This is a genomic window from Lichenihabitans sp. PAMC28606 (assembly GCF_020616535.1).
Lineage (GTDB): Bacteria > Pseudomonadota > Alphaproteobacteria > Rhizobiales > Beijerinckiaceae > Lichenihabitans > Lichenihabitans psoromatis.
The window spans coordinates 223,669-237,812 of record NZ_CP085136.1 but is presented as its reverse complement, the minus strand read 5'-3'; the positions used below and the strand labels follow the sequence as shown (position 1 = coordinate 237,812).

12 protein-coding genes are annotated in these 14,144 nt (G+C 62.5%); 9 read left to right on the top strand and 3 right to left on the bottom strand.

The window, feature by feature from the left end:
* Positions 1–235 precede the first annotated feature (235 nt).
* From LGH83_RS01100 to LGH83_RS01090, 3 genes are all read left to right on the top strand, one after another.
* Complete coding sequence (locus tag LGH83_RS01100) at positions 236–1,624, top strand: ethanolamine ammonia-lyase subunit EutB (protein WP_227400280.1); 1,389 nt, start codon at positions 236–238, stop codon at positions 1,622–1,624.
* On the top strand, positions 1,621–2,454 hold the full coding sequence (gene eutC / locus LGH83_RS01095) for an ethanolamine ammonia-lyase subunit EutC (protein ID WP_227400279.1): 834 nt from the start codon (positions 1,621–1,623) through the stop codon (positions 2,452–2,454). The genes LGH83_RS01100 and eutC overlap by 4 nt, the downstream gene beginning before the upstream one ends.
* A 128-nt stretch (positions 2,455–2,582) precedes the next feature.
* Positions 2,583–2,801: a hypothetical protein gene (locus LGH83_RS01090; protein ID WP_227400278.1), complete on the top strand. Its 219-nt coding sequence runs from the start codon at positions 2,583–2,585 to the stop codon at positions 2,799–2,801.
* Positions 2,802–2,910: 109 nt separating this feature from the next.
* Here the strand turns inward: LGH83_RS01090 and LGH83_RS01085 are convergent, their stop codons facing one another.
* On the bottom strand, positions 2,911–3,102 hold the full coding sequence (locus LGH83_RS01085) for a DUF2171 domain-containing protein (RefSeq protein ID WP_227401673.1): 192 nt from the start codon (positions 3,100–3,102) through the stop codon (positions 2,911–2,913).
* An 884-nt stretch (positions 3,103–3,986) separates the two neighbouring features.
* Here LGH83_RS01085 and LGH83_RS01080 point away from each other — a divergent pair.
* The 5 genes from LGH83_RS01080 to LGH83_RS01060 all read left to right on the top strand — a co-directional run bounded on the left by LGH83_RS01080 (position 3,987) and on the right by LGH83_RS01060 (position 9,784).
* Positions 3,987–4,859 carry a DUF6502 family protein gene (locus LGH83_RS01080; RefSeq protein WP_227400277.1) on the top strand — a complete coding sequence of 291 codons (873 nt, stop codon included), beginning with the start codon at positions 3,987–3,989 and terminating at the stop codon, positions 4,857–4,859.
* Positions 4,856–6,079, top strand: coding sequence for a DUF5666 domain-containing protein (locus LGH83_RS01075; protein WP_227400276.1), 1,224 nt, complete (start codon positions 4,856–4,858; stop codon positions 6,077–6,079). Before LGH83_RS01080 ends, LGH83_RS01075 begins: the two co-directional genes overlap by 4 nt.
* A gap of 129 nt (positions 6,080–6,208) precedes the next feature.
* Positions 6,209–7,777, top strand: a complete 1,569-nt coding sequence (locus LGH83_RS01070) for a sugar ABC transporter ATP-binding protein (protein WP_413771084.1) — start codon at positions 6,209–6,211, stop codon at positions 7,775–7,777.
* A complete protein-coding gene (locus LGH83_RS01065; protein WP_227400275.1) occupies positions 7,774–8,775 on the top strand; it encodes an ABC transporter permease in 1,002 nt (333 codons plus the stop codon). The genes LGH83_RS01070 and LGH83_RS01065 overlap by 4 nt, the downstream gene beginning before the upstream one ends.
* Before the next feature lie 64 nt (positions 8,776–8,839).
* A complete protein-coding gene (locus LGH83_RS01060) occupies positions 8,840–9,784 on the top strand; it encodes a substrate-binding domain-containing protein (protein WP_131119738.1) in 945 nt (314 codons plus the stop codon).
* A 60-nt stretch (positions 9,785–9,844) separates the two neighbouring features.
* Here the strand turns inward: LGH83_RS01060 and LGH83_RS01055 are convergent, their stop codons facing one another.
* On the bottom strand, positions 9,845–11,338 hold the full coding sequence (locus LGH83_RS01055; RefSeq protein ID WP_227400274.1) for a phosphomannomutase/phosphoglucomutase: 1,494 nt from the start codon (positions 11,336–11,338) through the stop codon (positions 9,845–9,847).
* A gap of 357 nt (positions 11,339–11,695) precedes the next feature.
* Between LGH83_RS01055 and LGH83_RS01050 the strand changes: the two genes are divergently transcribed.
* Entirely contained in the window at positions 11,696–13,111 is a 1,416-nt protein-coding gene (locus tag LGH83_RS01050; protein WP_227400273.1) for a mannose-1-phosphate guanylyltransferase/mannose-6-phosphate isomerase, read from the top strand.
* 15 nt (positions 13,112–13,126) lie between these two features.
* On the opposite strand, the gene LGH83_RS01045 is transcribed toward LGH83_RS01050, so the two are convergent.
* Positions 13,127–14,029 carry an aldose 1-epimerase family protein gene (locus LGH83_RS01045; protein ID WP_227400272.1) on the bottom strand — a complete coding sequence of 301 codons (903 nt, stop codon included), beginning with the start codon at positions 14,027–14,029 and terminating at the stop codon, positions 13,127–13,129.
* Positions 14,030–14,144 lie beyond the last annotated feature (115 nt).

Sequence of the window (14,144 nt, the reverse complement as noted above, 5' to 3'; positions counted from 1 at the left end):
CCTCATAAAGGGCGGAACGCGGGTGCGGGCCGCCTTCTTTATGACAATCCTTGGGCCGTATCACGCCTTTCTGACAGACAGATGTCAATCACGGCACGCGTGCATCATGTCAATGATATGACAATTATAAGACACCCTCGGATGGTGGCTCGCCTGTTCTTTGCGGCAGCGGCGTTCTATGGTCACGGCGATCAAACTCGACCCTCGTCAGGTCGTCCAAAGGAACGGAGACGCGATGAGCTATCGATATAGTCTCGGCGGTCAGTCTTGGATGTTCTCCGACCTGAAGGATCTGCTTGCCAAAGCAACGCCGCTCCGCTCCGGCGACATGCTGGCCGGCATCGCGGCTGGCTCGGCGGTCGAACATGCAGCCGCCAAATCCTGCCTGGCCAATCTCCCACTGAAGACCTTGCTGCTCGACCAGGTGATCCCCTACGAGGAGGACGAGGTCACGCGTTTGATCGTCGATCATCATGACGAACGGGCCTTTGCGATCGTCGCGTCTCTGACGGTTGGCGGTTTCCGCGATTGGTTGCTCTCTGATCATGCCACCCCGATGCGGCTCGCGGCGCTGGCGCGAGGACTGACACCCGAAATGGCGGCTGCGGTTTCGAAATTGATGCGAAACCAGGACCTGATCCTCGTGGCCAAGAAGATCCGGGTTGTGACACGCTTTCGCAACACCATCGGGTTGCCCGGAACAATGGCGGTGCGTCTGCAACCGAACCATCCCACGGATGATCCGCGCGGCATCATGGCCTCGACGCTCGAGGGCTTGCTCTACGGCTGCGGTGACGCGGTGATCGGCGTCAATCCGGCCTCCGATGCGCCAGCCGCCGTCAGCAGCATCCTGCATCGCCTCAACGATCTTATCGCGCGCTATGATATCCCGACCCAATCCTGCGTGCTCACCCATGCGACAACGACGATCGGCCTGATCGAGGCCGGGGTGCCGGTCGATCTCGTCTTTCAATCGGTCGCCGGGACGGAGGCTGCGAACCGCTCGTTCGGCATCTCACTCGCGCTGTTGCGGGAGGCGGAAGATGCCGGTCGCTCGCAGAACCGGGGCACGGTCGGCAACGACGTCATGTATTTCGAGACCGGACAAGGGTCCGCCCTTTCGGCCGACGCGCATCACGGCGTCGATCAGCAAACCTGCGAAGCGCGCGCCTATGCGGTGTGTCGCGCCTATCAGCCGCTTCTGGTCAATACGGTCGTGGGTTTCATCGGTCCCGAATATCTCTACGACGGCAAACAGATCATCCGGGCCGGCTTGGAAGATCATTTTTGCGGCAAGTTGCTCGGCCTGCCGATCGGCTGCGATATTTGCTACACCAACCATGCCGAGGCCGATCAGAACGACATGGACGTCCTGCTGACGCTGCTAGGAACAGCGGGCATCAACTTCATCATGGGCGTTCCCGGTGCCGACGATGTCATGTTGAACTATCAATCGACATCGTTTCACGATCAACTCTACATCCGCGAATTGCTTGGTCTTGGCCGCGCCCCGGAATTTGCGGCCTGGCTCGAGCGGATGGGATTGGCGGACCAAACCGGGCGCTTGCTGCCTCGGCAGGGCGCTCATCCATTCCTGCCCGAAAGCCGGATGCTGGTCGCGTGACCCGGCAAGACCGACCCGCGGGCGCGATGGAGCCCGACTCCGGCCAGCCGGTCGTCAGCCGTGATGGGGCGCCCCTGCCCTCCGGCATCACGTCGGCTCGACTTGGCCTTGGCCGAGCCGGCTCAGCGCTGCCGACCAGCGCCGTTCTGGCTTTCGACATGGCGCATGCCTTGGCGCGGGATGCGGTGCACGACGCGCTCGACCGCGACGCCCTGGCGAGCACGCTTGGCGCATTCGGGCTCGACATCATACAGGTCGACAGCGCCGCGCCGGATCGCGCGACCTATCTTCGGCGCCCGGATTTCGGACGACGCCTGTCGCGTGAGTCGCGAAGTGTCTTGGCGGCACGCCCTCGCGTTCCTGCCGATATCGTGTTGGTAGTCGCCGATGGATTGTCGGCCACGGCCGCCAAACTCAATGCACTCCCGTTGCTCGATGCTCTGATCCCGCTCCTGCGGATCAACGGCCGCAGCATCGGATCGATCGTCCTGGCCAACCAGGGCCGAGTCGCGCTCGGCGATGAGATCGGCGCTCTCTTGGGCGCCAGAATGGTGGTGGTTTTTATCGGTGAGCGACCCGGTTTATCGGCAGCCGACAGTCTCGGAGCCTATCTCACGCTCGACCCAAAGATCGGCCGCAACGATGCCGAGCGCAATTGCGTGTCGAATATTCGTGCCGGCGGCCTCGATCCGGATCAGGCAGCGAGCACGCTCGCGCGCTTGATCGAGCGCGCTCTGACGCTTGGGCGGACCGGGGTTGAGCTCAAGGACGATACAGCACGACCGGACGACTCCCTCCCGAAGGAGGTACCCCGCCTTTGCCCCTCATGATGACCAAATCCTAAGGTCGCGCAGGTGCATTTGAGGGACGGCATGGCATTGTTCTTGAACGAAGCGATGATCTATTCGGCGCAAGCTTACGACGCAAAGCGCCAGGCGATCGAGCGGGAGGACAATCCATGCGTGACTCGGACCAGTTCGGCACACACTTCACGCCCAACGACAATCGTCTGATCGGCGAGGCAGTGCGCCGCGCGGTGGCGCTCCGTTTCAATGCCGAAACCGAACGAGACGCTATCGTGGCCGCAGTCGTGGCCGAAGCGGGGCGCGGAACCCGCAGCATGTTCGGCCTTGTCCGCGCCGCCTCCCGAACAACGCCGACGTTCCCCGCCGTCTGAAATCCGCGATACCATCGCGGCGAGGGGGCGATCGGCTCGTGGCCTATCGCTCCCGTGGCAAGACGCCGATCATTCAGGTGACGTCAAACCGATGTCATCAGGACGCGCGTCACCAGCCGCTCATGACCTGAGCGGTGGTCCTGTTCAGATGCACGTGGGTATCCACATGATCAACCCAAGCGAGCGGCACGAAATGATGCTGACCGTCGGGCGACGTCGTCTTGGCCAGCTTGATCGTGTCGGGCCCATCGAGATGGTCGACGGTTCCGATTTTCTGACGGTCGGAGGCGATGACGTCCATATGTTCGACGATACGTGCCGCATCCGTGGCCGGATTGAATTTCGGCACATGCGAGCCGTCTTCGTGACGCAAATCGTCGGCGCTCTCAACCACGTAGCTACGGACCGCGCCGCGATCGGCGGTCGTGTCACGGCGCGTCAGGATACGAGGCCGATCGGTCACGGGGCTCTCGACCGGAGGCGCCATCGCAATGCCGGATGCGGATAAACCCAAGGTTCCGGCGCCAACGAGATCGGAGCCCACGGCGGTGCTTCCAAATCCATCCCAGCCTTGCGACCGCCACTCCTTCTCGCGCTCGTCCATGTCGACCGATCCCTCTTTCGACAGGATATCGAGCGCGCGGTCATGCCCGCTGTCGTCGGTGTAGACCGAAACCAGAAAACCACCACGCCGCAGGCCTTCGGCATAGGCGTAGCGGTCCTCGTCGGGCAAGAACAGGTCCTTAAGAGAGTCCCAAAAGCTCCGGTCGCCGGTCGCCGCCTCTGTGGTTCCCACGTCCTGATCGCCCGTCACCGAGGTGCGCGCTCCCGGAAGACCGGCCGTGATCAGTTCATTGACGGCCTTTTCGGCGCCCGCTCGCGTGTCGAAAAACGCGGTGATATGACGATCGTGGGTCGTCGTGCTGTTCAAGCTCATGAAGGCCTCCCTCGTGTTTCAGCCGGATAGCGCGGGCAAGCGGGCCGATGAACGTCGTCAGACGCTCTCCTCATCGCCTCATGCTGGCCAGGTGCCGGCGCCGTGGGGCTAACAGCCGCACTCGACCGCTTGTTCCATCTCGGACAAGCACCAGCAAACAGCGCGAGCGTCCGCCGTTGCGTCCACCTCTCGCTGTTCCTCCCTGTACGTGGGATTGCTTCCCACATTTTTGGCGTTAGAAGACGCTGATGAGCGGTGAACCTGATGCAAGCCCTCCCGACGCGTCGCGGCTGCGGACCCCTTTGGCCCGGCTGTTGCGGCCGCTCGTCCGTTTGATGATCCGAAGCGGCGTCACCTTTCCGGCCATCTGTAATCTTCTTCGCGAACTCTACGTCAACGTCGCCGAAAACGATTTCGCCCTGGCGCGCAAAGAGCAAACCGACAGCCGCGTCAGTCTTTTGACGGGCATCCACCGCAAGGAGGTCAGCCGGCTGAGAGGCGCGGGAGCGCCCTTGAATGCGGTGCCGGTCGCCTTGTCTCAGACAAGCCGTATCATGGCCCGATGGCTGGCCGGTCCGCCGTTCGGAGATGCATCAGGGCAGCCCATCGACTTGCCGCGTATCGCCGACAAGGGCAAACCGTCCTTTGAATCGCTCGTCGCTTCGGTCACGCGGGATGTGCGGCCGAGGGCCGTTCTCGATGATTGGCTCGACCGTAAACTCGTAGCGATCGGGCCTGACGACGCGATCGTGCTGTTGCGCGCCGGACACGTGCCGCAGGCCGGCAGCGATCAGCAACTCTATTATTTTGGCCGCAACATCCATGACCACATGGCGGCCGCGGTCGCCAACGTTCTCGACGAAGGGCCGCCTTTTCTGGAGCGCGCGGTCCATTATGATGGCCTCTCGGGCGATCTGGCGCGGCACCTCGAACGACGGTCGCGCGAGGTCGCTCTAGCGGCGCTGCAGACCCTCAACATCGAAGCGCACGCCGCCTGCGCGACCGATCCCGGCGGAACCGCACGGTGGAATTTCGGGCTCTACGTGATGATCGAGGATAAGACCCCCTCGCCTGAACCAACGCCACCGCCCGCAGCATCTCGCCGCGAGCAGCGTCGATGAGGCTCGGCCTCATGACGCGCCGGGCCCTTCTGCGCGGCTCGACGCCGGCCGTCTTGGCTCTGGTCTGGCCCCGGCCGGGTTTTGCCCAAACGGTTCTTGACCAGGGGATCGGCGGAACCGGCGCGGTGCCATCCGATCCGCCAAGCGATCGCGGCATCGGCGGAACGGGCGTCGTCGGCACCATCCGGCGCTTTGGCAGCATCGTAGTTAACGACCTGCGGATCTCCTATCCCGACGATGTGCCGGTCACGATCGATGGCGTTGCGGTTCCGCCATCTGACCTTCGGCTCGGCCATGTCGTGCGGGTTGTCGCCTCGCGGCATGACGACCGTTTCTCGACGAGCGCGATCGATGTCGTCAGCGAGGTCGTCGGCCGCGTGCAGCATGTGTCACGGGGCCGCATCGTCGTCCTCGGTCAACCGATCACGACCGATACGATCGAGCAGCCGCGATCCTGGCGCGTCGGCAAGCGTGTGGCCGTGAGCGGTCTCCGTCGCCCCGACGGGACGATTGTGGCGAGCCTGATCGAGCCCGCGCGTACGGTTTACGATCGGATTGCCGGGCCGATTATCCTTGGCCGTGACGGTGGCTTGGCGATCGGTCGCTTGAGCCTCGACAAGGTCGATCCAGCGCTGCTCGGTCAACGCGCGCTCATCTCCGGCATCGCACGACAGGGCCGCTTCAAGGCTCTTGCGACGCAGACCGAAATCGGTGTGCTCGACGGACTGCGAACATCGGGACTGTCGGTGGAAGCACTTGTCGAGCGGCGGGACGATGCTTTGGTGATCGGCTCCGGTTTGACGATCGATGGGGCGCATCTTGGCCGGAGCGAGGTTCCCAACCAGGATGTTGTGCAAGCTGTCGTGTCGGCAACCTTAGATCAGACCGGACGCCTGACGTTCGAGTCGATCCGCCTGTCCGGCTCGGGTCAAGGCGGCTCCAACGGTCAGCGGAGCGGCGAGCGACAACGTCCCGGCGGTCCTGGCCAAGGGGTGGGACAAGGGGCGGGGCAAGACACGGGACATGGGCCGGGAGACGGACCCGATCGCGGCGTTGGTTCGCCCCCTGGCAGCCGGAACGACGGTGGCATGGGCGCCGGTGTGCGTGACGGGGGTCGAGCAGGCGACGGCCCCGGGGGCGGTGACGGCCCAGGCGGCGGACGGAACGGCGGACCTGGCGGGGGGCCTGGCGGAGGACCTGGCGGCGGCGGTCATCATTAGCAGGCCGCCATTTCACCCATAATCCTAATCCAGGGCGCGGAAGATCCCTTTCGCTGATCATGCCATTGCGCTTATGACTGAAGCAGCAAGCGGCACCGGAGCATAACCGGGCGAAGGAGGAGATCGACCGTGACGGCAGCCGGAGCTGCGGCCACCGCACAGACGAGGCTGACGCATGCGCCAGCCGTGCTCGAGGCGCGTGGCTTGTCAAAAAGCTTTGGCCCGGTCGAGGTCTTGCGCGACATCACCCTGTCGCTGATGGCGGGTGAGGTTCACGCCATCATCGGCGAAAATGGCGCCGGCAAGTCGACGCTCATGAAGCTTCTGGCCGGCCATCTCGTTCCAACGCATGGCGCCATCGGCATGGACGGGGTTCCGGTCGCTTTCTCGGGACCGGTGGATGCAGAGCGGCGCGGCGTGGTCCTGGTGCATCAGGAAATCCTGCTGGCACCGCATCTGACGGTCGCGCAAAACATCTTCATGGGTCGCGAAATCAGGCGCGGCTTGGTGATGGACGACCACAGCATGAACCGCGAGGCCACCCAGGCCGTGCGGGCTCTCGGCGCCGACATCGCGCCGACGACGGTCGTATCCCGCCTTTCGATCGCGCGACGTCAATTGGTGCAGATCGCCCGCGCCCTGCAGGTTCCCCATCGCGTGGTGATCTTCGACGAGCCGACCGCCTCGCTCACCAATGTCGAGACCGATGCGCTGCTCGGCGTCATTCGGGGCCTGCGCGAACGCAATGTCGCGGTGCTTTATATCTCGCATCGGCTGCCGGAGGTTGCGGCGATCGCCGATCGCGTCACCGTTCTGCGCGACGGCAACCTGATCGCGACCCGAGAGGCCGGTACGCTGCGGCCTCTGGACATGGCCCATCTGATGGTTGGCCGCGACATGGCCAATCTCTACCCTGAGCGGCACACACAACCCGGGCGTGATATCGTGCTGGCGGTGCGGCACATGAATGTGCCGGGTTACGCGACGGATTGCTCGTTCGAGCTCAGGCACGGCGAAATTCTCGGGATTGCGGGACTGATCGGAGCCGGCCGCACCGAATTGCTGGAAGGGGTCGTCGGATTGCGCCCGGCGCAGGGTGAGGTGATGCTGAACGGCGCGCCGGTGCGCTTCGCCAGCGTGCGGGACAGTATGCGGGCGGGCGTCGTCTACCTGAGCGAGGATCGCAAAGGCAAAGGCCTGCTGCTCGGGCAGGATCTCCGTATCAACCTGACGCTGGCGGCCCTCCCCCGATTTTGTCGCGGACCTCTGATCGATCGCCCCCGGGAGGACGCAGCGCTGGACGAGGCCGTTAAGGCGTTCGATATCCGAGCGCGCCGTCGCACGATGCTGGCCGGTCAGTTGTCGGGCGGCAATCAGCAGAAGCTTCTACTTGGCAAGATGATGCTGCTCGAGCCCCAAATCGTCATCATCGACGAGCCGACACGCGGCATCGACATCGGCACCAAGGAACAGATCTACCGTTTCATCGCCGCGTTGGCGGCCGAGGGAAAAGCCGCGATCGTGATCTCGTCGGAGATGCAGGAACTCATTGGGCTTTGCCACCGCGTCCTCATAATGCGGGGTGGCGCGCTGGTCGGCGCCGTCAGCGGGGACACGATGACGGAGGAGAATATCGTGGTCTATGCGACCGGGATTGGACCACAACCGCTGACCGAAACGGTAGTCGTAGCCTCATGACAGACACGCCCGCACATCCACCGGCCTCGAGCCGTCTTCCGGCCTTCGAAATCGCGGCCGTGGCGCCGTTCGCAGCGCTCGCAGTGCTGGTCCTGCTCGGCTTTTTGGTCAACCATAGTTTTCTCAGTCTCGAGAATTTGACCAACGTCCTCACCCGCAGCGCCTTCATCGCGATCATCGGGGTTGGGGCCACCTTCGTGATTTCGGCCGGCGGCCTCGACCTGTCGGTCGGCTCGATGGCGGCTTTCGTGGCCAGCATCATGATCTTGTTCATGAACAGCGGCATCATGGGCTTTGGCCTCGAAGCGATCGCGGTCGCGATGCTGCTGGCCGTGCTGGTTGGCGCGCTCTGTGGCCTCGGCAATGGGATGATCACGACGCTCGGGCGGATCGAACCGTTTATCGTGACGCTCGGCACAATGGGAATCTTTCGGGCCTTGACGATTTTTCTGGCGGCCGGTGGCTCGATCGCGATGAAGTCGCAGGACATGCGAGGTCTCTATCGACCGATCTATTTCGGCGCCCTGTTCGGCGTCCCGATCCCCATCGTCGTCATCGCAGCCATGGGGGCGATCGGCGCTTTCGTGTTTTACCGAACGGCCTTTGGTCGTCATGTCGTCGCGGTCGGCTCCAGCGAGGATGTCGCGCGCTATTCGGGCATACGCGTCAACCGCGTCCGCACCATCACCTACGTGATCCAGGGCGTCTGCGTCGCCGTTGCGGTGCTGGTCTATGTTCCGCGTCTCGGGGCAGCGACCGCCACCACGGGGTTGCTGTGGGAATTGCAGGCCATTACGGCCGTTGTGATCGGCGGCACCGCGCTGCGAGGCGGGGTTGGCCGCATCTGGGGCACGATCTGCGGCGCGCTTATCCTCGAGGTCGTTGGCAACATCATGGTGTTGTCCGATCTTGTCAGCGAATATCTGATCGGCGCTGTGCAGGGTGCCATCATCATCATCGCCATGCTGGTGCAACGCTCTTTGATGCGCCAGCGATGACCGAAAGCGGGTCAAGGGGCCGCCCGCACGTCGAACAAGTGCCCCACCAAGGGAGTGGACGATGATGAAAACCGTACGGGCGGGGCTCGCCGCCCTGGCGATTGTGGCAAGCGCGGGCTTGGTGCATGCCGAGGACAAGAAGGTCACGATCGCGGTGTCGATTCCCGCGGCCGACCATGGCTGGACCGGCGGTGTCGTGTTCCATGCGATGCGCGCCAAGGCGATGCTCGAGGCGCGTCATCCGGGCCTCAAAATCATCGTGAAGACCTCGCCCGATGGAGCCTCGCAGGCCAATGCGCTCGAGGATCTGACGACGCAAGGCATCGATGCTCTGGTGACACTGCCACAGAATTCGGATGAACTCACCGATCCGATCCGGCAGGTGAAGTCGAAGGGTGTGTTTGTGACCGTCGTCGATCGCGCCTTGTCCGACCCGACCATCCAAGACCTTTATATCGCGGGCAACAACCCCGATCTTGGCCGCGTCGCGGGTGACTATCTGAAATCCAAGCTCGGGACCGGCAACGTCGTCGTGATCCGCGGCTTGCCGATCGTCATCGATGAAGAGCGTCAAAAGGGCTTCGACACGGCCATCGCGGGCAGCGGCATCAAGGTGCTGGACAAGCAATTTGGGAATTGGTCGCGCGACGATGCCTTCAAGGTGATGCAGGATTATCTGTCGAAATACCCGAAGATCGATGCGGTGTGGTGCCAGGACGATGACATGGCGGTGGGCGTGCTCGAAGCCATCAAGCAGGCGAACCGCAGCGACATCAAAATGGTGATCGGCGGCGCCGGTATGAAAGACATGATCAAGAAGGTGGCCGACGGGGACACGATGATCCCGGTCGACGTGCTATATCCGCCGGCCATGATCGCGACCGCGATGGAACTGACGGTCGGCAACTTCTACGATCAGGTGCCTGTGCGGGGCCGTTACATCCTCGACGCCACGCTGGTGACGAAAGCCAACGCCAAGGAATTCTACTTCCCCGACTCGCCATTCTGAGCTGCATCGCGATTTCAATCTGCCGGGGATCGCAGTGTCGATCCCCGGAGTCGGTGCGGGTCAGATCGTCTGGTTATAGGCGCCAACTTCGCCATACTGGCGCATGACGGCGTCGATCTCCTTGAACATCTCCCGCATCCGCATCTCAGAGACAGGGCTTTCGACCACCACCACCAGTTCGGGCTTGTTGGATGAGGCCCGGACAAGACCCCAGGTACCATCCTGTACGGTGACCCGCACGCCATTGACCGTGTTGAGATCGCGGATCGGCTGCCCCGTAAACATCTCGCCGGCCCCCTGCGCCGCCTTGAAATGAGCCACGACTCTGTCGACGACGCCATATTTCTTCTCGTCGTCGCAATGGGGCGACATCGTCGGCGACCCCCAGGTTTTCGGCACGTCGCGGTAGAGATCAGCGACCGTCTTGGCAGGATTACGATCGAGCATGTCGAGCACCGCGATGGCGGTCACGAGCCCATCGTCATAACCGCGCCCGATCGGCGTATTGAAGAAGAAATGGCCGGACTTTTCGAACCCGGCCAGCGCTTTCAGGTCCGAGACGCGGCGCTTGATGTAGGAGTGCCCGGTCTTCCAGTAATCGGCCTTCACGCCATTGGCGAGCAGCACGGGATCGGTCGCGAACAAACCGGTCGATTTGACGTCGACGACGAATGTCGCGCCCGGATGCAGCACGGACAGGTCCCGCGCCAGCATGACGCCAATCTTATCGGCGAAGATCTCGTGCCCCTCATTGTCGACCACGCCGCAGCGATCGCCATCGCCGTCGAAGCCCAGCCCGACATCGGCACCCGTCTCGCGCACTTTCTCGGCCATGGCTTCGAGCATATGCAGGTCTTCGGGATTTGGATTGTAGCGCGGAAAGGTGAAATCCGCCTCGGTGTCGAGCGGGATCACCTCGCAGCCGAGCGCCTCGAGGATGCGCGGCGCAAAAGCGCCTGCGGTTCCATTGCCGCAAGCCGCGACGGCCTTGATGGTGCGCTTGAGCTTCGGCCGACTCGTCAGATCCTTGACGTAGATGTCGGCGAAATTCTCGACATAATGGTAGGAGCCTCCATCGCTTGTGCGGCCCTTGTCGCCAAGGACGATGTCGCGAAGGCGTCCCATTTCGTCCGGCCCGAAGGTGACGGGACGCTGTGCGCCCATCTTGACGCCGGTCCAGCCATTGTCGTTATGGGAGGCCGTCACCATCGCGACCGCGGGAACATCGAGGGCAAATTGCGCGAAATAGGCCATTGGCGAGAGCGCCAACCCGATATCGTGAACCTTGACGCCGCTCGCCATGAGGCCCGACACGAGCGCATATTTGATCGACGACGAATAGGCGCGAAAGTCATGTCCGGTCACCAATTCGGGTTTAACGCCGAGTTCGCGCAGCAAGGTCCCGAGCCCAAGACCGAGGGCATGGACGCCCATCAGGTTCAGTTCAGACCCGAACAGCCAGCGCGCGTCATATTCACGGAAGCCGGTCGGCTTCACCATCGGCTGCTGTTCGTAGGCGAAACTGTTGGGGATGAGTCCGGAAACGGGCAGCATAAATGGATCCTTGACGTCAGACGGAGAGCCCACGATCGCGCCGCGGCGATGCCGTAAGCTCTTGCCGAGAACAGGGTAGAACGTCAAGAGTTGACGCAGACCACGAATTTGTAATCGGGCACATTTCAAGCGCAACAGTGCATTCGGATCATCCTTTTGTGTACAAATCGCGCTTATTTTCCAAAAGACACGCGGTATAGTTTGCCGAAGCGCTTCGGGATATCGGCGAGTACCAGGGTTGTGGTCGAAAGGATTACTCCGTCGAAAATTCCATAATTTCCGTGCTACTGGGTCAATGAGAGACTATGCTGCGGTCAAATCAACGGAATTTATTTGACCGTTCAATTCGGGATGACCATGCCCAAGATTTTGCCAGTGATCATGTGCGGCGGTTCGGGAACGCGGGTCTGGCCCGAGTCGCGTGAAACGATGCCGAAGCAATTCATTCCCCTGGTCGGCCAGCAATCGACATTCCAGACCGCGCTCGAGATGCTACGTGATCGCTCGGTGTTCGACCCCGCGATCGTCATCACGAACCTCGATTACCGCTTCTACGTGGCAGAGCAGATCGCAGAGATCGACGCCGAAGCCGAAATCGTTCTCGAGCCGGTGCGGCGGGACTCGGCTCCGGCCATCGCGGTTGCGGCCGCAATTGCCTCTCGGCGGGCGCCAGATACCGTGGTGGCGATCTTCGCAGCCGACCATGTGATCGCCAACCGGCCTGAATTTGTGAAGCTCTGCAGCGAGGCGTCGGTCGCGGCGGCGGCGGGATCGATCGTCACCTTTGGGATCAAGCCCACCCATCCGGCGACTGGTTTTGGCTATATCCGTCCGGGCGAACCGGTTGCATTCGGGTCGAGCGTTCGCGCCGTCGATGCCTTCGTGGAAAAGCCCGATGCTGCCACGGCCGTCGGCTATCTCGCCGAGGGCTACCTGTGGAATTCCGGAAACTTCGTTTTCCGCGCCGATGTCATGATGGCCGAGCTCGACCAATTCGAGCCTGAACTCGCCGAGGTGGCGCGCGAGTCGGTCGAAAAGGGGACGACCGATCTTGGCATGTTCAAACTCGATCAGCCGTCCTTCTCGCGGGCCAATAAGATCTCGATCGATTATGCGGTCATGGAGCGGACGCAGCGTTGTGCCGTCATTCTGGCCGACATGGGCTGGTCGGATATCGGCAATTGGCAGGCCGTTTGGGAATTATCGGATCGGGATCATCGCGGAAACTCGGTCCGGGGCTCCGGAATCGTCATGGATTCCGCCAACGTCCATATCCGGTCCGAGGATGTCTTGACGGCCGTCGTCGGCGTCGACAACGTCATCGTGGTGACGACGCATGATGCCGTTCTCGTGCTCAACAGCGCGCAGGCCGGCAAGGTGAAGGATCTGGTCGAGCAGCTGAAAGCCCTCAAACGGCCAGAGGCGTCGGAACATCGCCGATCCTATCGCCCGTGGGGCTATTACCAAAGCATCGACCAGGGCAGCCGCTATCAGGTCAAGCGCATCGTGGTGAAGCCCGGCGCGCGCCTTTCGCTCCAGAAGCATCATCATCGCGCCGAGCATTGGGTGGTGGTGCGCGGAGCGGCCGAGGTCACGTTGGACGATAAGATCAAAATCGTCCACGAGAACGAATCGATCTATCTCCCGATCGGAACCATTCATCGCCTCAGCAACCCAGGAAAGATCAACCTCGAACTGATCGAGGTACAGACCGGCAGCTACTTCGGCGAGGACGACATCATTCGCTTCGAGGATGTCTACAACCGCACCTGAAGGCAGCGGACGGGCTCATGCTGTCGTCGGGGCATCCAACGTGACGCTCATCCCGAACCTTTGCTCATGGCCGGGTTCGATCAGGACCATGCCGGGCTTCTGCGCGAGATCGCCATCGAAATCCTCCGGGCTCGCGTAACCGTGCCAGGGCTCGATACACACGAAACCAGCGCCCGGCTTCGACCAGATGCCAAGCTCCGGCATCAGCGGAAACCGCACGTCGATCGAGCGATGACCCGCCGCACCATAGCGGACCATTCGGCTTTCCGGGCTCAGAAACACCAGGGCGTCTTCGGCGAAGAGGTCGTCCCGTAAGGCAAGGAGCTTGCCTTGGAGGGGGTTGGGCTTCGGCGCACGCGCCAAGAGCCCGCCGACCACGCCAGAAATCGCATGCGGCTCGTCACGCTCGAAGACGATCGCGTGATCGGCCCGGTCCGCGCCATAGGGGAGTGGCCAACGGAACGCGGGATGAAATCCCATCGCGGCCGGCATGACCCCGGTCCCGAGATTGTGGACCGAAACCGCGATCTCCAAGGTTCGTGCGATGATCGTGTAGGTCACCTCGAAGCGAAACTCGAAGGGGTAGATGGCGCGCGTGTCGCCGCTAGCGTCGAGCCGCAGGCGGCAACTCGTCTGATCGTGGCCGACGCATTCAAACGTCGAGATCCGAGCGAAGCCATGCTGCTTCATGGGAGAGCTCATCTCGCCAACGCGAAGCACATCATTCTTCAGGCGCCCAACGATCGGAAACAGCAGGGGCGAGCGCCCCGTCCAGAAGGCGGGATCTCCGTCCCACAGCAGATCCCGTCCCTGCTCGTCTTGAAGCCGGATCAGTTCCGCGCCGAGCATATTGATCTCGGCGCTCAGGTCGCCGGATCCGATCGAGAAGGAAGAAGGCTTGGTATCACCGGCCGACATGTCTCGTCTCCGCGTTGAACGTCTCGACCGACCCGCTGGCCGCCTGATGATTTACCGGGGCGCCGGGAGGGCTGCAACCCGCAATCGAAAGGGTCGAACAACTTGACGTGGGAAA

What these genes read in the sequence shown, in the direction of transcription:
- LGH83_RS01080 (WP_227400277.1), top strand. Translation starts at nt 3,987, where the DNA reads ATGAGCGGTGAACCTGATGCAAGCCCTCCCGACGCGTCGCGGCTGCGG.
- LGH83_RS01050 (WP_227400273.1), top strand. Translation starts at nt 11,696, where the DNA reads ATGCCCAAGATTTTGCCAGTGATCATGTGCGGCGGTTCGGGAACGCGG.
- LGH83_RS01075 (WP_227400276.1), top strand. Translation starts at nt 4,856, where the DNA reads ATGAGGCTCGGCCTCATGACGCGCCGGGCCCTTCTGCGCGGCTCGACG.
- LGH83_RS01060 (WP_131119738.1), top strand. Translation starts at nt 8,840, where the DNA reads ATGAAAACCGTACGGGCGGGGCTCGCCGCCCTGGCGATTGTGGCAAGC.
- LGH83_RS01045 (WP_227400272.1), bottom strand. Translation starts at nt 14,029, where the DNA reads ATGTCGGCCGGTGATACCAAGCCTTCTTCCTTCTCGATCGGATCCGGC.
- LGH83_RS01100 (WP_227400280.1), top strand. Translation starts at nt 236, where the DNA reads ATGAGCTATCGATATAGTCTCGGCGGTCAGTCTTGGATGTTCTCCGAC.
- LGH83_RS01090 (WP_227400278.1), top strand. Translation starts at nt 2,583, where the DNA reads ATGCGTGACTCGGACCAGTTCGGCACACACTTCACGCCCAACGACAAT.
- LGH83_RS01055 (WP_227400274.1), bottom strand. Translation starts at nt 11,338, where the DNA reads ATGCTGCCCGTTTCCGGACTCATCCCCAACAGTTTCGCCTACGAACAG.
- LGH83_RS01065 (WP_227400275.1), top strand. Translation starts at nt 7,774, where the DNA reads ATGACAGACACGCCCGCACATCCACCGGCCTCGAGCCGTCTTCCGGCC.
- LGH83_RS01085 (WP_227401673.1), bottom strand. Translation starts at nt 3,102, where the DNA reads ATGGACGTCATCGCCTCCGACCGTCAGAAAATCGGAACCGTCGACCAT.